Source organism: Methylobacterium sp. 77, from assembly GCF_000372825.1.
Taxonomy (GTDB): domain Bacteria; phylum Pseudomonadota; class Alphaproteobacteria; order Rhizobiales; family Beijerinckiaceae; genus Methylobacterium.
This window is the reverse complement of record NZ_KB910516.1, coordinates 3,317,070-3,337,840: the sequence shown is the minus strand read 5'-3', so window position 1 is coordinate 3,337,840 and position 20,771 is coordinate 3,317,070. Positions and strand designations below refer to the sequence as shown.

Sequence of the window (20,771 nt, the reverse complement as noted above, 5' to 3'; positions counted from 1 at the left end):
AGGATTACCGAACCAATCAGTACGTTAGGCCACCGATCTGGTTATCGCATCGCTGCCGCCCTTGGACATGAAGTGACTGCTCTACCGCTATGATCAGGAAATCACTCATTCGCTGATGCCGTACCTGCAGCAAACCCACGACCGTCATAAACGCATCGACCGCCCGTGCTGCAACAAGGCGTTGATGAAGTTTCGGATTTCCGTCAGCCGTAGGTTGGCGTCGGTGACCTGATCGTCCAGTCCCAGTCGCCACGCGAGATCGCGACGCTCTGGCTCACGGTGGAGAGCCCCGATCAGTACTGCTTGTTCCTCGACCTCGGTGGTCGAGCGGGCGAGCCCATTCTCAACTAGGGAGTCGGCTTGGCGGCGAAGGGCACCGGCAACCTCATCAAGGCCGATCTCAGGGTGATACTGCACGCCCCAAAATACTCCACCATCACAACGGATCTCAGCAGCCTGGACCATGGTAGCCCGATTGCCGGCCAATAGGGTGGCGCCTGCCGGCAAAGTCTCGACTTCGTCGGTATGGATGCTCGGCGCATCATAGGCCATAGGTCGGCCGCAAAGCATAGGATGGAAACGTCCGGCATCGGTCGCGGTGATGCGGCGGGCAAAGCCGGCCTCGGGTCCTAAGCTGTTTGGTCGGACAGTTCCACCCGCCGCGACCGTGGCAAGCTGCAGGCCGGCGCAGGAGCCGAAAGCAGGCGTGCCCGACGCGAAGGTCGCCCGCATGAGGGCGACGGCGCGTCTGACCTCGGGCGTTTCTTTATACAGAGCCAGCGGCGATCCAGTCAGGAAGACAGCGTCGTAGTCACTGATGGTCCCGCCCGACAGCAGATCGCTGTCCGCGTCGGCTGGTCGGATTCTATCGCAGGCAGCACCAGGGGCGAGGTGGGCGAGGATGTCGAGGTAGGTATCGCCGGACGACCGGCCGACACTGTCGCGCCGTTCTTCGCGTGATTTCGGCGGCTCGCTTTCGGCGACGAGAAAACGCAGCCCGCGTGATCTGACTTGCAACGGAAATGGTTCTCCAGGGAGTCGTTCCCCGGCACGCGAACTGACAGCAGCCAACTGTGTTCCACCTTTGAAGAACCTGCCGCAGGGGCAAATCGTCATGGTCAGTGGCGCGATCTCCGCGACTTGAAGCCGCTTGTTGGATCCACACTACCAACAAGCTAACATTGGCCTGTAATAGAGACATAGGTCAATAGCGATGTCTTAATTAGGCTGAATATGGCAATCTGCTATGCAATAGCCTTGGGTGACGTTTGCCCGATGGCTTATTGAATCGTTAATTCGCAAAGCAAACGTATCAGCTCTGCCAGACCCTCCCGACGTTGATTGGCGGTCAGGAATCAACGTTTACAGCAACCGACATTTCTAAGAATGCGTCGGCCGATCCGATGAAGCTGCCGGTCGCTGGCATGGCTTGGCGAATGTCGCGTGCGACGGCGACTGGGATCAGGTTCGCACCTCCGACGCTCCGGTTGGTCGGATCGAAGGTAACCCACCCTGCACCCGGCAGGTAAACCTCGCCCCATGCATGGGTGGACCCAGCATCAGCCGAGCCTAACAGGGTGCGCGTTGAATCGTGGAGATAGCCCGATACGACGCGGGCGCCAAAGCCCAGGCTGCGAACCGCTTCCACAAAGAGCGTGGCTAGATCCCGACAGGAGCCCATGCCCAGCGACAGCGTTTGGCTCGGCGACTGCGTGCCCTCGTCCTCTCGGGCCTGGTAGGCGATTGTGCTGCCGACGCCGGCATTGATGTCCTTGAGCAGCGACAAGGTGTCAGTGGGGTAGCCCGCAACGAACCTCTGTGCCCAAGATGGCATGTCGTCGCCATCGGGATATTGCCGTATCGCTAGTGCCCCCAGGTCGGTCCAGTCGTCGTCGGAGTACCGGAAGGGAAATGAAATGGCCGAGGCCGCCATGTCAAAAACCGGATAGGCGACCGCGGAAAGCTCGACGCAGGAGACACTATCGATGACGAGGATATCGGAAGGCGTCGCGAAGGTGACGGTCGCCACAGCGTTTCCGAAAACGTCGTTGGCCCATTTGATCGTCGCATCCGGCGTCACGGTGACGACACTCGACACGAGCTTTAGGTCACGTGTCTCGCGCGGTCGCAGCATCAGCCGATGCGGCCCCAGACTGACTGGCTGTCGGTAACGATACGTGGTCTCGTGATGGATACGCAGCTGGACCAAGGGCTACTCCTACAGAAATCGAGGGGCTCGTTTTCCGAGACAGGCTTTTGAAGCCATTCCGAGAAATCGCCACCAAAGAATAACCTCAGCTGCTCGATATTTTGGATGCATCCTGCAGCCGTATCAGGACGGCGTCGAGGTATCAGTGGAGGCATACAAAGCCCGCCACTGATCGCCCCGGTTGGCAGGCAAGCCACCAAAGAGCTTGACCTGGTCGGCGATGATGTTCTTGGTATGTTCCTTTCCGAATCCAGCGGAAAGGAACCCATCCGTGCAAGTCTACGGCATCAGCCTCGGCTACCCCATTCCCGTGCCGCTGCTGGCCCGACCAGTGGCGGCCGGCTTCCCGAGCCCAGCCGACGATTTTATCGAGGAAGAGATCGATCTGCAGCGCTTGCTGATCGTGAATCGGCCTGCCACCTTCCTCGTCCGGGTGGCCGGCGACAGCATGATTGGGAAGGGTCTCTTCAACGACGACCTAGCCATCGTTGACCGCTCGCTCGAGCCGCAGAACGGCGACGTCGTGATGGTCGATGTCGATGGGGAGCGGTCGTTCAAGGTCTGGCATCGGCAGGGGCACCGAGTCAGCCTCGCCTTTGCCAACCCACGCTATCCCGCCTTTAATCTGTCACCCAGTGCCGTGGTCGAGGTCTGGGGCGTTGTGTCGGCCAGCATAAACCCTCGGCGGCGCGCGCAACGCGGATGAGCCGGGCCATCGCGCTGATCGACGGCAACAGCTTCTACTGCTCCTGCGAGCGGGTTTTCGACGTCAAGCTGCGATCCGTGCCGGTGATCGTGCTGAGCAATAACGATGGCTGCGCCATCGCGCGGACGGCTGAAGCGAAGGCGCTTGGCATTCGCATGGGCGAGCCTTGGTTCAAGATTCGGGAGCTGTGCCGGGCCGAACGGGTCCGGGTGTTCAGCAGCAATTATGCCCTCTATGGAGACATGAGCGCTCGCGCCAACGAGGTCTATCGGCGCTTCAGCCCACGGGTCGAGATCTACAGCATCGACGAGAGCTTCCTTGACCTCAGCGATATCGCCCCGGCCCGCCGGCTCGAACTGGCGCGCGATCTCCGTGCGACCGTTCACCGATGGACCGGCATCCCAACCTGCGTGGGCATCGGCCCGACGAAGACGCTGGCGAAGCTCGCAAACCATCTCGCAAAAACGAACCCTGCGCTGGCCGGGGTCTGCGATCTGTCGGACGACAATGAGCGGGCGCACTGGCTGTGCCGAACGGCCCTGGAAGAGGTCTGGGGGATCGGCCGGGCCTCGCAGGCGAAGTTGCGGGCGATGGGCTGTGACAGCGTCGCCGACGTGCGCGACCTCGATCCGCGGCCGGTGCGGCGGGCGCTGACCGTCGTAGGGGAACGGATCATCCACGAGCTACGCGGCCGGGCCTGCCTGAGCCTCGAGACGGTTGCAGCGACGCGCAAGGGCTGCGCGGTCACCAGGAGCTTTTCGAACCGGGTCGAGGACCTCCCCACGATGGAGCAGGCTGTGGCAGCCCACGCTACCCGACTGGGTGAAAAGCTTCGCCGGGAACGGCTGGGCACTGATCATGTGACGGTGTTCTTCCATACCTCGGAGCATGACACCGGCAACCCCCAACGATCCGCCTCGACCGTTGTCACCCTGCCCGAGGCGACGTCAGATACCCTGGTTCTAATCAAGGCGGCGACGGCGGGCGCGCGACGGATCTGGAAGGCCGGCTATCGATACTCGAAGGCAGGGGTCATCACCGTCGATCTTGTGCCCCTGCCAGCCTCACAGCGGGCGCTGTTCGCGGGTCTCGACCGTGAGCGAGGTGGGGCGCTGATGGATGCTCTCGACGCCTGCAACCGCCGTTGGGGGCGTGGGGCGGTGGTGCCCGGCACGGCGGGTTTTGGGCCGCAGCGAACGTGGTCCACAAGGTTCGACATGCGTTCGCCGCGCTACACTACCCGGATCGCCGACATCCCGGTTGTCGGTGCCGCATAGGCCAGGAAGAGCGGTCTTGGCCTCACGGTACTCTGGGGGCGACCGCCCGGAAAGTCTATTGGCTCCTGTTAAGGCAAGCCCGGCAAGCACACATCAGTCAATCGGCTGACATTCATAAGAGCCGAGGGATTGCCTTCCTCATCCGTGAGTAGCCTCCGGTCGCCAATGGCCAGGCTGCCGTATCCCAGGCCCGTCGAAGGCGCAGGCAATCCTCTGGCAGCGCCATCGCCGATGGCCCGACCGGGGCCCGGGCGGTCACAATCGGCAGGCCGCTGGCCCAGTCCTTTTCGACTAGGGATGCCTGGCATCCGAAATGGGCCTCGGCACGAGCCAAGCCATCGGCCATCGCGGCGTCATCCGCAGCCTTGACCCGATCAGAAGCGCCGTCAGCGTGCACAACGAGGCCGCCGATGCGGGCGACCTGTGCGGTACCGAGGGACAGACTCTCCGGGTGCGAGTCTTCGAGGTGCAGGAGAAGCGCTACCTCACCGTTTGGCGCTGCGTCGGCCGGCGGCAACGGTACTTCTCGCGGCGGCATCGGCTCGTCGAGGGCGTCGGGGTACTCATCGAGGCCGACCGGGTCAAAGCGCCCATCGGTGTATCGGCGGATGTTCTCGGCGCGGGCGACGTAGTGCTTGCCCCGGGTGTGGAGGCCGGCGACCCAGCGCCAGGAGAGTGTGTTGCTGGCCGGATCGCCATCGACCAGATGGCGCATAAAGAAGTCTGCCCCGAGGGCCCAGGGCAGGCGCAGGGTGAACATCCAAATCGAGGCGAACCACATCCGTGCGTGGTTGTGGAGCCACCCTGTCTCGATGAGTTCGAGGGCCCAAGCATCAAAGCAATCGATGCCGCTCCGCCCCTCGACTGCAGCCGCGTAGGTCCGCCGCAGCCCCGGCTCGGCGGCAAGGCGCTCATGGCCCTCGGCGACCAGCGCCAGATAGCCAGTCCAGGCGGCGGGATGGGTTTCCAAGTGACCCTTGAAATAGGTCCGCCAGAACACCTCGCTGACGAACCGCTCGGCCCCCTCATCGCCGAAGGCACCGATGGCCGCAGTAGCGACCTCAGACTCGGTGATCAGGCGCCGCCGGAGGTAAGGCGACAGGGCGGAGGTCGTCGAACGCGCGTCGGGTCCGAGGTCGATGTTACGGGCGCCGGGATATTCGGCCCCTTCATTCGCGAGGAAGGCAGCGAGGCGGTCGAGCCCTGCGGCACGGGTCATAGAAAAAATGCGATCCATGACCGTGAGCTAGCGCGCGGCGGTGAGAAGCCGATGCGACCGATTTTCGAGGTGTAAGGGGCACCGGTGTAGGCGCTATGCCCCTCAGGGCGTCACAGGGGGCCCACGAAGGCCATCTCGGCCAACGGCGAGGGCGCTTGCCGATGGGGGCACGCAACGCCGGCAGCCACCTCCGGTGGTGAGGGAAAGGGGGCGCCCCGTAGAAGGCCGGGGTAGGGCGTAGCCGAGGCATGCGGCTCCATATGCCCCAACCGACCTAGATCAGTTGGGTCGCCAATGCGCGCGTCTTAGATTTGGGTGGGGTCTATCGTTACCGTGCCCCCGATTTCCCGCTGCCTGAAGCTTGGTAAGCCCGTCGGCCTTTCAGACGTCCAAGGTCTGCGCCAATATCAATGCGAATGGCCTTGAGGACGGTCCGCCGGGCACCGCCGCATAAAACGGGGAAGGCCCCGGCACTGATTGTAGGATCAGCGCCGGGGCCTTCCTATTTGAACTTAGGTGCGATCGAGATCGGTGAAGCCACCCGGTAAATAGATGCTGATCGAGTGCTGACGGGTCCCGTCAGGCCAAGTCACCTGGCGCTGTGCCCAAAGGTTTGAACGGCCGTTGGTCCGGTCCCGGACGTGATCGAGGAACCCTTCGGTATCAAGCCACTCCAGCACCCGACGGGTCCGCAATTTCGATGGGAACCAGTCCGCGAAGACCTGGGCACGAACGACGATTGCATGCCCGGTGTTCTTGGGCGACCGAAAGCCATCGGTACTCCGCATCAGCCGCAACTGCTTGCCCGTGCATGCTTCCGTATCCACGACAGAGGCGCCCGCAAGCTTGGCTTTCATGACCCCCAAATCACGCTTCAGCTCAGCCATTGGATCGGGCAGCTCGGCCAGTGCCGCCTGGCAAGCTCGAATGATTGCCTGGCCGAACTTAAGCTTATCCAACGGCAGGCCCCCCGCTTTGATAGCGAGGTATCCACCTGCGTACAGGACACCGAACTTGGCCACGATGTCGCGCTTCACGGGAGACATATCCGCCTGCACAACCGCCGACTCGAAGCGTGCCACAAGGATTCCCACCCATTTTTGGAGGAGTTCAGGCCGAGCAGTCATCCATTCGAGATGCGCTTTGAAGGCAAAGCCTCGCTGATTCGGTAGTCCTTCGCGCAACTGCTTGAACTGCTCCTGCTCCCACGAGGCACGATCGGTTGCAGATAACGTCTTCGGCGCCCGATCAAAGATCGTCGTGTATCCATTGAAGAGTACCGGAACCCCGATCAGGCGCGCCGTTTCACCCTCGTCGCGGCTTTCGCCCTTGCGAGCTGCCCACGCGTCGGGTGAATGCTCGGAAGACATCAGCGGAAGCACTTGGAAGGTGGCGGCCTCCCCGCCACTGCTACCGGTCCAGCTAGGGTGGCGGATGGTGTCTTGCCCATTGCCGAGCGAATAGGTGACGTCGCGAAGGACATCGTAGACATTACCCTTTCCGCCTCGCGCGGTGCCAACCTCGTTGATCGGCAGCGCATGGTCGTTGAATGCCACGGCAATTGCCATTAGCCCGGCGGGTGTAGCGTTCAGGCTTGGGAGGTCCTCCTCCTGTCCGTAGCCGAGGGCCGATGCACCAGCGAGCTGCGCCGTTGATTTCCCAGACCGGCTCGGGCCGTGCAGGACCAAGGCGAAGTTGGGACGTCGCGCAATCTTGAGGATGGGCCCGGCGAACACGGCAGCCAGCGCGAGCATCATCGCCGTCGAGTACTGGGCGATCAGCATCAACGTGCGCCACGCGTCGAGATCAACGCGGTCCTGCATGTGACCGGTGCTTCCGGCAAAAGCTCCGCTCGGCGGCAAAATGGCGTCATCGTTTTCGCGCCCTGACACAACGGTACGGTGCATCACAAAGGTTTCCCCATTGCGCCAGCCGGTGCGCGCGGCACGACGGACGATGGGAGCCTCACATGCGATGGCGGCGGCGATGATACCCTGACGCTCGTTGGTCGGAGGCAGTTCCGCCCCGCAGCGCAGGAGGTGGCGGATCACTGCCCCGACGCTTTGGTCTTCACGCGGGACATTGGCAGTGACCAGACAGTCAGCGATGCCCGGCGCCTCGTAGACGTCGTACCAAACCTGTTCGCTCTCGTCGTAAAGCTGATTGATTTTGCGGATACCCGCGTTGGGCGTGGCGCTATCGATCGACATCATGGTTCCTTTAATTCCGTCCTCAGACTGGTATTGGATGGTGTTTGGTCAGCTCACGCACGGGATGCACGGGATGCACGGGCTTTGCGCTGACAGCGTGGGGTAGGCGCCGGGCAGGCCGGGGAGCACGGTGACTTGGTCAGGGCGGGAGGGGGTTGCAGTTCCCCCTCCCGCCTAATCGCCCCTAGGGCCCGTCTCTCGCCCAGTTGAAGCCACCCAGAGCCCGTTCGACGGCATCGTTGTCGATTCCGCACCCGATGACCCGGCCAGCCAAGCCGAGCTGGTGCTCAACCATGGCCAGCTCATCGGCCTGAATCGCCCGCAACCCACGGGGAGAGGTTTTGGTGCTGGGACCGCCGCCGGCGTTCAGCCGGCGCTCGTTCCAGACGGTCACCCGCCGGCCACGGTCGGGCTTGAGTGCGTAGAGATCGGCGGCCCCGCTGGCATCGATGCGTTCGAACCAGACCGGCCGCTTCACCCACGAGGATCGCGAGAATGCGGCCCGAAACGGCCTTTCCTGAGCCGGTGAGAACCAATCGGTCGCGAGCCCGGCCGCGTGCACGCACCAGTGCGGCAGGGGACCCTTGCCGGTCAGATCTTCGTTGAAGGAGATGTCGAGGCTGAAGATGCTGGGGGTGATGCCGCTGGCCACAGCGGCCGCCTTCACCGCTGCGAGGACCCGCCGGCAAACGGCCGCATCAAGCTCGCGCGGCAGGACGCAGCCCCAGCTGGGCACCACCGTGATCATGGTCATCCGGCCGCGCAGGGCCCGTGCAGGCCCGCGAACGAACCGATTTGCTAGGTCCAGGGCAGCGAGTTGGAGAAGGCCGCCGCACTCGGTGCAGGCACCGCTCAAGCAGGGATCGGCTTCGGTGCAGGCAACGAGTGTCGCAGCAAGCTGGCGCTCGGCGTTGCTGCCGTGCTCCAGCCGGCCGATCAGTCGCCGTCGGTTCTGGCGCCGAGCCTTAAGGTAGTAGGGTTCAGACATGCGGGATCCTTGGCAATAGCTGCCCTGCCGGCCGGGAGGCCGGTTGCTTTGGTGGCGGGGTGATTTTCGTGAGGGGAGTGAGAGAGCGGCTGGCTGGTTTCCCGGTTGCCAGAGTGCTCGTTGTTGCCTGTGCGGTGCAGGTTTACGCGGTGGTGGGGCGGATTACTCCGCCGCCACCCTGGTGGCCTCGCGGGCCGCGCGCTCGTAGTCGAGGATGTCCTGGACGCTAAACCGCATCGCTCGCGCGCCGATGCGCACGGGAGCTGGCAGTCGATCCTGCTGGATCCAAAGGTGCATCGTGCTGTTGCTGATTTGCAGGCGGGCCTGCACCTGGGCGTAGGTGGCGTAGCCCTCGGCCGGGAACGCAATGGGCGCGGGCTTGGACTTCGGCTTGACCGGCTTGTGCGGGGCGAAGCCCTCCTTCACGGCCTTCAACGGCGCCGTCGCAACCGGCGTAGGCAGGTAGGCAACGTAGCCGTCGGGCAAGAAGCCTTGGGGGTTGGGTTTTTCGGGCTTGGCGTACTGATCCATCGGACCCTCCAGCTTATTGGACAGGGTCGGACATCAACCACCGCACATGACGGTTTGCGAGCGAATCCTAGGACACGATTGACCGTGATTTTGATGGCTCATCGTGTCTTCGTTCAGCGTTATGGCCGCTTTTTGCCCTCGTCGCGCGCTTCTGCCTGCTGCTTTTGCCACGCGAACCACGCCCTCAGACCCGTTTTGATTGGAGGTAAGTCCAATGTGGGATCGATGGCTTGTATTGCCGCCTGAACAAACAAAGCATCTACCGACGAAAACTCGTTTTCCCCGGTCGTAAACCTGCTGTTTGCGCCTCGTTTCGTCACCTCATAAGTACGCAAGAATGGTTGACCAGAAAGCCGCTCGCGAACGCTGACGATGGCGCCGCATGCATTGCGTATCGAAGCTTGCGTTTGTTTTGTTGCTTTGCGACTGACGAGTAGGTCGATGCACGCTTGAACGTCTTTAACCGCAAGTAGGGCATCATTGAATGATCGCGTGGATAATGGCAGCTTCAGTATTTCGCTGAGTGTTTTGCCACTTAGACCTCTTCGGGCAACGGGGGAGAGGCTTTCCATTCCTTGGACCAGGGCATCTGCATGTGGTTTGAGCTTGCTAAGCTCAGCTTTGATGGTGCCAGCAGCTGCCCTGTCATCATGCTCCTTATCAGACTAATAGCGGGCCGATACTTGACATAAACTTTGTAGGATCAGCTGACGATTGTCTCGCCATTTGTCCTTGGCGACCGCAGATTTTCCATAGCTGACAAAACTTCGAAGAATGAAGTAAGCCCGACGCGTGCTCGCCTTTTCTGTAGCCTTGTCGCGAAAGAGCTTGATGCCAAAATTCGGCTGTAGCTCAGGGAAAGCATCGCTAGGCTGTTTTTTGTTGGTCATGAGAGATCGTAGCGCCAGCTATGTATGACGCCCAAGCTTCCATCATCTCGCGTCGTTTTGCCAGCAGATCGCCTCGCCGATAGGCCGCCTCGACCCGGTTCTCTACGGCATGGGCCAGTGCCATCTCAGCAACCTCGCGCGGCAGGTTGGTTGCCTCAGCTGCCCAGTCGCGAAATGACGACCGGAACCCATGGGCGGTGATCGGCACTGCCATCCGGCGCAGGGCCATCAGGAAAACCATGTTCGACAGTGGTTTCACGCCCGACCGCCCAGGGAAGATGAGGGTACTGCCGCTACCCAGGGCTTTCGCCCGTGCCAGCACCGCAACCGCGCGACTGCTGAGGGGGACCCGGTGCTCGCGCCCCGCCTTCATGCGAGTTGCCGGCACCGTCCACAGCGCTTCAGCGTCGTTGACCTCGGACCACGCAGCGCCGAGCACCTCACTGGTACGGGCAGCTGTCAGAATTAAAAACTCGAAGGCTAGTCGGGCGACTTCACCCTGCTCGCTCGACCCGCGCAGTTGCGCAACGAAAGCGGGAACCTCAGCATAGGGCAGCGCCGCATGGTGCTCCGCGCGCTCGCCTTGCTTCGGCAGTCCCCGGCTAACCCCGTCAATCGGATTGTCGCCGCTGCGATAGCCGGCAGCCTTGGCCCAGTCGAGGACAGTGCCAATGCGCTGGCGTACCCGCCGCGCCGTCTCCGGCTTTGTTAGCCAGATCGGTGACAGGGCGCGAAGCACATCGGGTGTTTCGACCTGATCCACTCGCCGGCTCCCGAAAAACGGATTCGCGTAGGTTTCGAGGGTGGTATTCCACTGCGCTGCGTGCTTCGCGTTATTCCACGAGGGCTTGTTGTCCTTGAAGACCCGAATGACCGCTTCGGCGAAGGTCGGGATCGTCTCGACAGGCTTGCGCCGTTCGGCGAGCGGGTCGCCACCATCGCGGGCAAGCTTACGGTAGGCGAACGCTTTTTCCCGGGCTTCGGCCAGCGTGACAAGGCTGGCACCGCCTAATCCGATGTCGCGCCGAGTACCCTGGATAACGATCCGCAGAAGCCATCGTTTTGAGCCGGATGGCTCGACAACAAGGTAGAGGCCATGGCCATCTGCATGTCGACCCGGAGCCTTGAGCGCCCGAACCTGCACGGCGGTGAGTGCCTTTTCAGGATGGCGACCTTTTCGTTTTCCTGAAGCGTCCGTCGAACTCATAGCACCCACATTTTCAACCACACTTTATGTGGGGTGTAGGTGGATTGCAACGGACAAGCTCGCACAAGGTATGATAGCTAAGCCATTGACGAACAACAGCTTGTCGAACAACAATGGTTGTTGTCGCATATGAGTAGGGCAGTCCCCCTCTCCGCCATTTGCCCTCGCTTAGCTCCGGATCCAGCGAAGACCGTTCGCTACGGTTCCGGCGGGAAATCCCTTGACAGTCCCCGACTCCCAAACCCGGTCATAGCGACTTCAGCCGGTCGGTCCGGCGCAGCGCCGGACCTCATCCTGTCGTCGCGTGGCTAGTACACGTCCACCGCCTGCGCGGAAGGCGTTCCGCAGGCGCGGCAGAAGCGCTCGAAGGTGCTCTTGCGCTGATCGCAGGCCGGGCAGCGCTCGAAGACGCCGAGGCCGCAATGGGGGCAGAAGTTCAGGCTCGGATCGTCGAGGGCGATCGGCCGCTCGCAGCCCGGGCAGGACTTCTTGGCGAGGCGCTGGAGCGCCTGATCGGTCGCGATCTCGCCGCGACGCTCCTCCGTCGAGCGGGTTTCCGCGAGCTTCTGGCGCTCGTTGTAGGATTGCAGGGCGCCGATCGCGGCCCGGCCGGCGATGAGGGTGGCGAGGACGCCGACGCCATACTGCACGTATCCGCCGTAGCTCGGCATGTAGGGGACGAGTTCGACGAAGAAGGCGAAGGCCGCCGCGAAGGCGAAGCCCCAGACGAAGGGCCAGTTGCGGGTCCGGCGTCGCTTCAGGAGCAACCAGCCGGCCAGCGCCAGAAGCGGCACCGTCAAGGCGAGGCGGTATCCGAAGACGCGCAGCTCCTGCTCACGCTCCACGGCGTCGAGCTTGACCTGGGCCGCCGCGCGCAGGTCGCTCTCCGCCCTCATCCGGGTTTCCTCCCGCTCGGAGAGATCCAGCCGGGCCTTCGCCAGACCTTCCAGCCGTTCCTCGACGGTCCGTTCGGCAGCCTTCAGCGCATCGAGCGTCTGCGTGCGTGCGATGAGGTCGGGATCCTGGTCGACGCGCTGCGTCGCGTCGCGGGTCTTCAGCCAGTTGGCGAAGGTCTCCCGCGCCGCCTCCGAGGCCGAGCGCGCGGCATCGAGGGCGAGCTGCTCCTGCTCCGTCCGGCGCCGATTGTCGTCCAGCTCTCGGCGGATCTGCTTCAGGGATTCGGCGGCCGGTCCGTCCTCGGCCCCGTCGAGGAATTGTTCGAGGGTGTAGCGGTTCTCGACCTGCGGCAGGTCGCCGACGACGAGGGAGCCGAGGCCGATCAGGAACCACGCGAAAAGGATGGCGATGAGCCAGAGCCCGAGCGTCAGCCAGCGTTCGGACAGTCTTCGGCTGGAGCGCATGTCATGGACCTCGTTGAATGAGGAGCGGTGGGGTTTCGCTCGCAACCGGCTTCGGATCAAGCATCGACGGGATCGATCGAGCATCATCCCGACAGGTGGACGCCGGTTTTCGCGCACGATGATGTACCATCGAGAGCCGACTGCATCGCCCCCGATACGGTATCGGGGAGGATGACGTCGCCACGCCGTCCAACGTCAGTTGCCCGGCGCGACCACCGTATAGACTTTCTCCAGAAGCCTCGGACTGAGCGCGAGCGGCCCGTCGAAGGGACGTTCGTGCATGGCGACCACGCCGAGCGTGATCACCATCGCCATGCCGAACATCGCCAGGGTGATGGCTTGCGACAGCGGGCGCTCCGTATGGATGGAGGCGATGATCAGGAGTGTGAGGGCGGAGAGCGCGAGGAGGGTCGCCCATTTGCTGTCGTCGCCCTCCACCTCGCTGAGGGCGAGCCGCTCGCTGCGGGCGGTCTGCAGGCTGAGCACGGCGCCGAGCAGCGCCGAGTGGTTCGCCCTGCCCACCACGATATCGAAATTCGGCGCGACCACAGCCTGCAGCAGGCGGCCGAAGGCGAGATCCGCCTTGGGTGAGGCATTCCCGCCATTCGCCATCGCCGGCCATTCCTCGACGACGATCGCCTCGATGTATTCGGCCAGCATGATGCGGATGTCCGGCAGATCCTTGGACACCGATCGGCTGAGGTTGAACACGGCGCGGGCATGGCCGCTCTCCGTCTGCACGATGCGGGATGCCTGGCGCTGGCGCTCCCAGGCATCGTTGGCGACGAAGCCGATCAGCAGCGAGAGCAGCACCGAGACGACGCCGACGAAGGCGGGTGCGATGCCGGTGCCGACGAACAGGATGAACGGGCGTGTCCGCTTCGCGTTCGTCAGCGCCACCAGGACGAAGCACCAGGCCGATATGAAGAGGGCGAGAAACCCGAAGATGAGCCAGACCGGTTGATCGAGCCAGAACGTGAGCATCGTCGAGGGCCCGGCTCAGCGCGCGCTGAAATCGGTCATGGCATTGCCGGCGAACTTGCAGTCGACGTTCCAGAATGCGGAGGACGATCCGGGCTTGTTGATCTCGAAGGACAGGGACGCGCGCTTCTCCCGGCCCGGGAACACGAAGCTCGTCGCACGGCGCTTGATCGGGTAGGGAGCGACCTGTCGTGCGCGGCGTTCGCATTCCGAAAGCGCGAGACCGTCGGAAATGGTCTGCTCCCCGGCCGGGGGCGCGATGCGACCCCCATACGGCGCGGGCCGGGCCTCGTCGCTGCGGCGCTCCAGGGTCACGCGGCATTCGACATAGGCCTGAGTGCCGCGCGTGGTCCCGTAATCGAGGCAGCGTCGGTCGTCCTCCGCATCCGCGTCCTGAGCTGATCCGGCGGAGCCGAACACGGGGATCAGCGCGAGCGTGATCAGGCACAGGGCAATCGATCGCGACACCGGCGTCTCCACACTTCATCGCCGGAGATGCGCCATGGCGATCGGCCGACGGCAACGGCTATCCGATGTTTTCGGATCGATGGCCATGGCGCGATCCGTCGTCATGCACAGCAAGTCTCGCACAGTGAGTCTCGCACGGCTGGTCTAGGTGCCATCCCCTCGACAGCGCCTCGGCTGCCGCTCCAGCTTTCGCACAGGGTGAGGAATGCCTTGTGCCGAGCCAGGGCCATCGCCCGCCGGAACGCCGCTTCCGAACGACCCGAACGAGGCCCGGCGACGACATGCCCTTGTGCTTTTCTATCTGGATACCATCTCCAGACCATCCAGCCGGATGGTTTGTGGAGTGCGGTAGATGGCGGACAATGTTCGGGACCTTCGTCCCAAGGCGCCCGACAGTGAGAAGCTGACCCTCAATCTCGGCTTCGTCGATCTCGGCCAGATCGACCTCCTGGTCCGGGACGGTTTCTACGCCAACCGCGCCGATTTCATCCGGACGGCCGTGCGCAACCAGCTCGACCGGCAGGGTGACGCGGTGAAGCAATCGGTCGCCCGCAAGCAGCTCAGCATCGGCCTGTCCCACTACACGATCCGCGACCTCGAGGCCGCCAGGGATGCCGGGATGCCTCTCCATATCCAGGTGCTCGGCCTCGCCAGCATCGCCGTCGACGTGACGCCGGAACTGGCCCGCGAAGCCATCGCCTCGGTGCAGGTGCTCGGCGCATTCCAGGCCAGTCCTGCGGTCAAGGCAGCCCTGGCCGACCGCATCGCCTGACCTTTCGCGACGACACGTGCGGGACGCCGTCCCCCCCTCTCTCAATCCAGGATCGTGACCATGACCGTTTTCTCCAAGATCGACATGAGCGAGGTGACCCGTCTCACCCGCGCCGGCCAGTTGAACGAGGCGATGGCCCTGCTTCAGGGCAGGCCCGCCTCCGGGACGCCCGCACGGGCGGGCAGCGTCCCCGAGGCATCGAACGTTGGCGCGACCATCGACATGGTGGCGCCGTCCCTCTCCGGGGGCGCCTGGACCGCTCCGGGCATCGGACCGGACACCGAAGAGGCACCCGCGCATGCGAAAGCCTTCGCGCGGCCGAGTCTCGCGGAGACGATACGGAGCCTGCGCGAGCGTTTCCCCAAGATGGGCGCCATGCCGGAATTCGGCGGGGGATTGGGCGCGGGGCTCGGCGGCGGACTTGGATCGTCGCGTGGCGTCACCGTCGCGGTGCCGGCGGGGGCGCGGTTCGAGGAGCGAAGCTTCGCCAACGCGGCGGGCAGTCGCTCGTACAAGGTCTACGTCCCGAGCAGTTATACCGGCCAGGCACTTCCCGTGGTGATCATGCTGCACGGATGCACCCAGAACCCGGACGATTTTGCCGCCGGCACCCGCATGAACGAATTGGCCGAGGAGCAGACCTTCCTGGTGGCGTATCCCGGCCAGCCGCAATCGGCCAACATGCAGAAATGCTGGAACTGGTTCAACGCGAGCGACCAGCAGCGGGACCGCGGCGAACCCTCGCTGATCGCCGGAATCGCCCTGGAGGTGGTGAAGGAATTCTTGGCCGATCCGAGCCGGGTCTACGCGGCGGGCCTGTCGGCAGGCGGGGCTGCGGCCGCGATCATGGCGTCCACCTATCCCGACGTGTTCGCGGCAATCGGCGTCCATTCGGGGCTCGCCTGCGGTGCCGCTCGCGACATGCCCTCCGCCTTCGCGGCGATGAATGGCGGCGGCACCCCTGCGGCGCGGAAGGACGGGACCGGCGTGCCGACCATCGTCTTCCACGGCGATGCCGACAGGACGGTGTGCCCCGTCAACGGCGAGCAGGTCATCGCGCAGGCGCTGTCCGGCGAGACGCTGACCCGCGTCGTGACCCAGGGAGAATCCGGGCAGGGGATGAGCTTCACCCGCACGGTCCAATCGAGCGCCTCGGGACGCGCCATGGTCGAGCATTGGGCCCTGCATGGGGCGGGGCATGCCTGGTCCGGCGGGAGCACGGACGGCAGCTACACCGACCCGCGCGGTCCCGATGCCAGCCGTGAGATGATGCGCTTCTTCATGGCCCACTCGACCTCGCCCGCCCAACCACGGCACTGAACCGGTCTGAACCGCCGCGACCGCCCGTCGGCAAAGTCCGGCGGGCGGTCTCGTTGAAGGCATGAAAGCTGTTCGGGCCGATGGCCGATGCGTGGGCCGCCCCGGCATCGATGGGGGCGGGGCCGCGCGATGCCCTGGCGCGGATTACCTATTGAGAGCCTGGCATGCGCCGCTGCCCGCCGGTTGACCGGGAGCCCCGGATGCAGGAAGAACAAACACCGAACGAGAAGCACGTCCCGTCTCCGACCATCCAACCGACAGCCCGATGCGATGTCGAGCCCCGATGACGACGTCCCCGTCCGCAAGATCATCCATATCGACATGGATGCCTTCTATGCGTCCGTGGAGCAGCGCGACGATCCGGCCCTGCGCGGTCGGCCCCTGGCGGTCGGCGGCTCGCGCGAGCGTGGCGTCGTGGCCGCCGCCAGCTACGAGGCGCGGGTCTTCGGCGTGCGCTCGGCCATGGCCTCGGTCACGGCCCGGCGCCTATGTCCCGACCTGGTCTTCGTCAAACCGCGTTTCGAGGTCTACCGGGGGATCTCGGAGGAGATCCGTGCGGTGTTCGCCGAGCATACCGCGATCATCGAGCCGGTGGCGCTCGACGAAGCCTATCTCGATGTCACCGAGAACCTGCAGGGTCTTGCCACCGCCACGGAAGTCGCGCGGGTCATCCGGGCCGACATCCTCGCGCGGACCGGCCTCGTCGCCTCGGCGGGCGTGTCCTACAACAAGTTCCTCGCCAAGGTCGCCTCGGACTTCCGCAAGCCCGACGCGCTGTTCGTGATCACGCCCGCGATGGGGCCGGGCTTCGTCGAGGATCTGCCCATCGGACGGTTCCACGGCGTCGGCCCCGTCACCGAAGCGAAGATGAAGCGCCTCGGCATCCTCACCGGTCGCGACCTCAGGGCCCGCTCGCTGGCGGAATTGCAGGCGGCCTTCGGCAGTTCGGCGCCCTATTACCACTCGGTCGCGCGCGGCATCGACGAGCGACAGGTGCGCGCGCATCGCATCCGCAAGTCGGTGGGGGCCGAGAGCACCTTCTCCGAGGATCTGAACGGGTTCGACGCCATGGCCGGGCGATTGGAGCCGCTGATCGACAAGGTCTGGACGTCCTGCACCGCCAAGAACGTTTCAGGGCGCACCGTGACGCTCAAGGTGAAGTTCTCGGATTTCGTCCAGATCACCCGGGCGCAGTCTTTCGAGGTTCCGATCAATGAGCGCGAAGCGATGCTGCACTCGGTCCTCGGCCTGCTCCGCACCGTGTTCCCGCTCCGACGCAGCGTCCGCCTTCTCGGCGTGTCCCTGTCGGGCCTGCATCATGGTCAGCCCGAGGGACCGTGCCAGCTCGGATTGGCGATCTGACGCCAGCGGAAGGCAGGCGCCGGAACGCTCGCGCCGGAGCGGTGCCGCTGCCGGTTCGAGGACGCGGCGCACGGAGCAGGATGCAGCGCAGAGAAAAAGGATGCCGACGTAAACCTACGGCAGATCGTGAGACGAGCGCCAAGAGCCGACAGTCGAATGCGAGTCATGCGTAAGCATCATGTGTACGGTATCAATCGGCCTTGTACGCCTACGCTGTAGCCGATAGCGTTCTTCCGACGTCTCTGCGCGGAGGAAACGCATGTTGGTCGAATACCACAAGCACTCCGCAGGCGGTTACGCATTCATCGTCTACGAGCCACCGGCCGAAAGCCTCCCCTGGCTGGCGGTCTGCATAGGGCCGGCCAACGTCGTTCTCGGAGCCGAAGCTTATGCGACCGTCGAGGAAGCCAATCGGCGCATCATGGAACTCGCCGACAAATTTGCTGCTCGCGCCGATGGTCCGACAAATTTCAGTTGGTCCAAGTCGCCATTGAGTCAGTAGACAGAATGCTCGAACCTTGGATCACGCGCAGTTCTGCGGCCTGAGGAAAGGGCACGAACGCGACCGTTGCCCCGCCTCCATCGCAGATGTCGATGACGCCGTCCAAGGCTTCGCTGAGCGGAAGCCCCTGCATCAGGTCGAAGGCGATCATCTGCCTCGCGCTGGCAACCGCCTCCTTGTGAACCGCGTCGAGCGTGGCGAACTCTCTGCCCTCGGTATCCAGGATCTGATCGCCGCGAAGTTGCAGATGGATAAAATATCTGGCCATGGGCGCTTTTCGGCTGCGAGCGAGCGAGACTTCAGAGTTCCTGCCGCTGGCGCTCGAGGACTGCCTGCCAGCAGTGTTCGATATCAACCCGACTTCTGGAATGCCCGCAACTCCTTATGGTGTCACCTGAAGGAAAGTGAACGAAAGGATACAATTTTGCCGCAGAGCGCATCGGGCCGGGATGCCGGCGCGATCGGTCCGGCCGCATAGCGGCTTGGCGGCGGGCATCCGAAAGTCGACGGGGAATTGGCAGTCCGATTTCGCCCTGGCCGGGGCAATAGAGCGATTCTCCTTGGTCCTCAAAGTTGGCGCAATCCAGCCACAGAAATGCCGACCCCCTCGGATTAGACAGAATTCGTGGCGGATCATTACTTGTCTTTCCGTCACCTGCGCAGCTGACAGCGCGGAAGGAAGGGGTGGCAACCACGCCAACCCAGAATGGCGGATGGCCCTGACCATGGCTGAAGCTCCCCGGACTTCCATGATTGCGCGGTCGGGTCGTCCCATCGGAGGCGTCCTGGCGATGGTGGTCGTCCTCGGCGGCGGCATGGCCGGCCTTTCCTATCGGTCCCAGCTTCCGTCCTTCGCCCGTCTCGACCCGGCCGCTTCGCCGACGATGGCGACGTCGGACGGTTCCGCTGCCTCCGACATCGCCACCGCAGCCGATATCGCGACGAAGGCCCACGATGACCTGCTCATCGCGGACCAGGGCGAGGCGTCCGCTCCTTCGCAGGATGTCGCAACCTACGCGGCCGCCCCTGAGCCTTCGCCGCCGGACAACCAATCCGCGCCGTCGATCCCGGACGCTGCCATGCCGGCCCCGGCAGCGCTGGCCTCGCGGCTGGTCCCCCTTCCGGTGCCGCGTCCGCCCGAGTTCCGCACCGGCAGAGCCGCCTCGCCGGCCCCGCGCCTCGCCGCGCGCCGGGCTCCGCAAGTGGCGGCGGCACCGCCCGAGGACACGCGCTCGTTCTTCGAGAAGCTGCTCGGTCTCGAACGCTCGGATCCGCCGCGCCTCGCCTACGCGGCCCTGGAGACGAAGCCCGTCGACACCGTATTTCGCAGGGCCTTGAGCGTCGTGCCGAATGCCGGCACCGGCGGCGTCGCGATCTACGACATCCGCGCCAAGGTGGTGACGCTCCCGAACGGAGAGAAGCTCGAGGCGCATTCGGGACTCGGCGACAGTATCGACGATCCGAACCACGTCCATGTCCGCATGAAGGGACCGACGCCGGTGGGGACCTACGATATCACCGAGCGCGAGCAGCCCTTCCATGGAGTTCGCGCCTTGCGCCTCAATCCCGTGGGAGGTCCCGAGGCCGTGCATGGTCGCGTCGGTCTACTCGCCCATACCTACATGCTGGGGGCGAACGGGGCCTCGAATGGCTGCGTCTCGTTCAGGGATTACGAGAAGTTCCTGCAGGCGTATCTGCGCGGCGACGTCCAGCGCCTCGTGGTGGTCGCCGGAGGCTGAGACCGCCCACTCTCCCGAGGGCACCGACGGCAGCGGAGGGCGTGTTGATGTGGCGGCGCCCGATGAAATTCCTCCACACGATGGGGGCGACCGGATTGATGGGGGCGATGGCGGCTTTGATCGTCATGCTGAGCGTCGCGCCCCCGCCGAGCAAACTGGTCGGCTACACGGCCTCGCGCGGGGCCATGGGCGCCGTCGCCACCTGGATCGTCCTGCCGAGCCTCGCGCTCATGCTGGTCTCCGGGCTGCTAGCGATGACGCTCAATCGCGCCTTCCTCAACGCGGGCTGGGCCTGGCTGAAGCTCGCCACCGGGGTCCTGATGTTCGAAGGCGTGCTCGTCTACGTGGAGGGGCCGATGCGGCAGGAGGCCGAGCAGAGCGCCGGGGCGCTCGCCGGTCGGGTCGATCCCGCCACGCTCGCCGCCTCGCTCGGGCCGGAGCGCAACACGCTCTGGCTGCTGCTGGCGATCGCGACGGCGAACGTCGTGCTCGGCATCTGGCGACCCCGGATCCTGCGATTGCCGCGATAGGCGGCATCCCTCCGCATGGTGACGCGCCGTCCGATGGACGGCCGCCCAAATCCCGAGACGGATGGGGCGACCGGCCCCGGCAAGGCCTATCGCAGGGTCGAGGATTCACCGGGATGCAGGGGCCGCTCCTCGTCGGGTCCGCTGACCGCGTTCAGCCGCTCCAGATGCTCGAAGACGTGTTCGAAGGCGCTCGTGACGGCCTGTTCGAAGGAACCGTCACCCTTGCCCTGGGCCGCCTTGAGCGCGGTGAGCAGGGCCTGATGTCTCTCGGTATCGCTCGCCATGATGGCAATCTCCCAGCCGGACGGCGTGCCGGCGCAGGTTGGCAAGCCTCGGCGCCACGAGCGGGTTCCGAAGGGCCGCGATCGGTATTCTCCGGCTCCGCGGTTCCGACCGTGTTGTCACCGTCACCTCATGGTCGCCGTGACGGGATGAATGCTTCGTTCCACTGAATGAAGGCCGGCCGCACTTGTTCGAGCCGGATGTGTTAGACAATGTC

At 64.3% G+C, this 20,771-nt stretch carries 22 protein-coding genes; 8 read left to right on the top strand and 14 right to left on the bottom strand.

Features of this window, described 5'->3' with window-relative positions; genetic code table 11:
* Positions 1-144: 144 nt before the first annotated feature.
* Both A3OK_RS0115820 and A3OK_RS0115815 read right to left on the bottom strand, forming a co-directional pair.
* Entirely contained in the window at positions 145-1,017 is an 873-nt protein-coding gene (locus A3OK_RS0115820; protein WP_019905871.1) for a type 1 glutamine amidotransferase, read from the bottom strand.
* Positions 1,018-1,348: 331 nt separating this feature from the next.
* Positions 1,349-2,209 (bottom strand): transglutaminase family protein, encoded by an 861-nt coding sequence (locus tag A3OK_RS0115815; RefSeq protein ID WP_026597316.1) that lies wholly within the window; start codon positions 2,207-2,209, stop codon positions 1,349-1,351.
* Positions 2,210-2,480: 271 nt separating this feature from the next.
* Between A3OK_RS0115815 and umuD the strand changes: the two genes are divergently transcribed.
* Together umuD and A3OK_RS0115805 are read left to right on the top strand one after the other, a co-directional pair.
* Positions 2,481-2,915: a translesion error-prone DNA polymerase V autoproteolytic subunit gene (gene umuD, locus A3OK_RS0115810; protein ID WP_019905869.1), complete on the top strand. Its 435-nt coding sequence runs from the start codon at positions 2,481-2,483 to the stop codon at positions 2,913-2,915.
* Entirely contained in the window at positions 2,912-4,192 is a 1,281-nt protein-coding gene (locus A3OK_RS0115805) for a Y-family DNA polymerase (RefSeq protein WP_019905868.1), read from the top strand. Before umuD ends, A3OK_RS0115805 begins: the two co-directional genes overlap by 4 nt.
* A gap of 112 nt (positions 4,193-4,304) precedes the next feature.
* On the opposite strand, the gene A3OK_RS0115800 is transcribed toward A3OK_RS0115805, so the two are convergent.
* From A3OK_RS0115800 to A3OK_RS24635, 10 genes are all read right to left on the bottom strand, one after another.
* The gene (locus A3OK_RS0115800) at positions 4,305-5,411 is read right to left on the bottom strand and encodes an FAD-binding domain-containing protein (protein WP_019905867.1); all 1,107 of its coding nucleotides are present in this window, start codon (positions 5,409-5,411) and stop codon (positions 4,305-4,307) included.
* Positions 5,412-5,923: 512 nt separating this feature from the next.
* Positions 5,924-7,624: a DUF927 domain-containing protein gene (locus A3OK_RS0115795; protein WP_019905866.1), complete on the bottom strand. Its 1,701-nt coding sequence runs from the start codon at positions 7,622-7,624 to the stop codon at positions 5,924-5,926.
* A 181-nt stretch (positions 7,625-7,805) separates the two neighbouring features.
* Positions 7,806-8,609, bottom strand: a complete 804-nt coding sequence (locus A3OK_RS0115785) for a hypothetical protein (RefSeq protein ID WP_019905864.1) — start codon at positions 8,607-8,609, stop codon at positions 7,806-7,808.
* 162 nt (positions 8,610-8,771) lie between these two features.
* Positions 8,772-9,140 carry a helix-turn-helix domain-containing protein gene (locus A3OK_RS0115780; protein WP_019905863.1) on the bottom strand — a complete coding sequence of 123 codons (369 nt, stop codon included), beginning with the start codon at positions 9,138-9,140 and terminating at the stop codon, positions 8,772-8,774.
* Positions 9,141-9,259: 119 nt separating this feature from the next.
* Entirely contained in the window at positions 9,260-9,712 is a 453-nt protein-coding gene (locus A3OK_RS24085) for a hypothetical protein (RefSeq protein ID WP_155912041.1), read from the bottom strand.
* A gap of 93 nt (positions 9,713-9,805) precedes the next feature.
* Positions 9,806-10,030: a hypothetical protein gene (locus tag A3OK_RS24080; protein WP_155912040.1), complete on the bottom strand. Its 225-nt coding sequence runs from the start codon at positions 10,028-10,030 to the stop codon at positions 9,806-9,808.
* Complete coding sequence (locus A3OK_RS0115775) at positions 10,008-11,237, bottom strand: site-specific integrase (protein WP_026597315.1); 1,230 nt, start codon at positions 11,235-11,237, stop codon at positions 10,008-10,010. The genes A3OK_RS24080 and A3OK_RS0115775 overlap by 23 nt, the downstream gene beginning before the upstream one ends.
* 308 nt (positions 11,238-11,545) lie before the next feature.
* A complete protein-coding gene (locus A3OK_RS0115770; protein WP_019905861.1) occupies positions 11,546-12,598 on the bottom strand; it encodes a zinc ribbon domain-containing protein in 1,053 nt (350 codons plus the stop codon).
* A 195-nt stretch (positions 12,599-12,793) separates the two neighbouring features.
* Complete coding sequence (locus A3OK_RS0115765) at positions 12,794-13,582, bottom strand: DUF4239 domain-containing protein (protein WP_019905860.1); 789 nt, start codon at positions 13,580-13,582, stop codon at positions 12,794-12,796.
* Positions 13,583-13,597: 15 nt separating this feature from the next.
* Positions 13,598-14,047, bottom strand: a complete 450-nt coding sequence (locus tag A3OK_RS24635; protein WP_245259369.1) for a hypothetical protein — start codon at positions 14,045-14,047, stop codon at positions 13,598-13,600.
* A 352-nt stretch (positions 14,048-14,399) separates the two neighbouring features.
* Between A3OK_RS24635 and A3OK_RS0115755 the strand changes: the two genes are divergently transcribed.
* The 4 genes from A3OK_RS0115755 to A3OK_RS24075 all read left to right on the top strand — a co-directional run bounded on the left by A3OK_RS0115755 (position 14,400) and on the right by A3OK_RS24075 (position 18,003).
* Positions 14,400-14,819 carry a CopG family transcriptional regulator gene (locus tag A3OK_RS0115755; protein WP_019905858.1) on the top strand — a complete coding sequence of 140 codons (420 nt, stop codon included), beginning with the start codon at positions 14,400-14,402 and terminating at the stop codon, positions 14,817-14,819.
* A gap of 60 nt (positions 14,820-14,879) precedes the next feature.
* Positions 14,880-16,139 carry a PHB depolymerase family esterase gene (locus A3OK_RS0115750; RefSeq protein WP_019905857.1) on the top strand — a complete coding sequence of 420 codons (1,260 nt, stop codon included), beginning with the start codon at positions 14,880-14,882 and terminating at the stop codon, positions 16,137-16,139.
* Between the two features lie 270 nt (positions 16,140-16,409).
* Positions 16,410-17,501 carry a DNA polymerase IV gene (gene dinB / locus A3OK_RS0115745; RefSeq protein ID WP_019905856.1) on the top strand — a complete coding sequence of 364 codons (1,092 nt, stop codon included), beginning with the start codon at positions 16,410-16,412 and terminating at the stop codon, positions 17,499-17,501.
* A gap of 259 nt (positions 17,502-17,760) precedes the next feature.
* Complete coding sequence (locus tag A3OK_RS24075) at positions 17,761-18,003, top strand: hypothetical protein (RefSeq protein WP_155912039.1); 243 nt, start codon at positions 17,761-17,763, stop codon at positions 18,001-18,003.
* Here A3OK_RS24075 and A3OK_RS0115740 read toward each other — a convergent pair.
* Positions 17,972-18,271: a hypothetical protein gene (locus A3OK_RS0115740; protein WP_019905855.1), complete on the bottom strand. Its 300-nt coding sequence runs from the start codon at positions 18,269-18,271 to the stop codon at positions 17,972-17,974. The genes A3OK_RS24075 and A3OK_RS0115740 overlap by 32 nt on opposite strands.
* 457 nt (positions 18,272-18,728) lie before the next feature.
* Here A3OK_RS0115740 and A3OK_RS0115735 point away from each other — a divergent pair, with 457 nt between their 5' ends.
* Together A3OK_RS0115735 and A3OK_RS0115730 are read left to right on the top strand one after the other, a co-directional pair.
* Positions 18,729-19,742 carry a DUF2778 domain-containing protein gene (locus A3OK_RS0115735; protein WP_036302988.1) on the top strand — a complete coding sequence of 338 codons (1,014 nt, stop codon included), beginning with the start codon at positions 18,729-18,731 and terminating at the stop codon, positions 19,740-19,742.
* A 62-nt stretch (positions 19,743-19,804) separates the two neighbouring features.
* On the top strand, positions 19,805-20,272 hold the full coding sequence (locus A3OK_RS0115730; RefSeq protein ID WP_245259368.1) for a hypothetical protein: 468 nt from the start codon (positions 19,805-19,807) through the stop codon (positions 20,270-20,272).
* 86 nt (positions 20,273-20,358) lie between these two features.
* On the opposite strand, the gene A3OK_RS0115725 is transcribed toward A3OK_RS0115730, so the two are convergent.
* Entirely contained in the window at positions 20,359-20,556 is a 198-nt protein-coding gene (locus A3OK_RS0115725; protein WP_019905852.1) for a hypothetical protein, read from the bottom strand.
* Between the last annotated feature and the right edge of the window lie 215 nt (positions 20,557-20,771).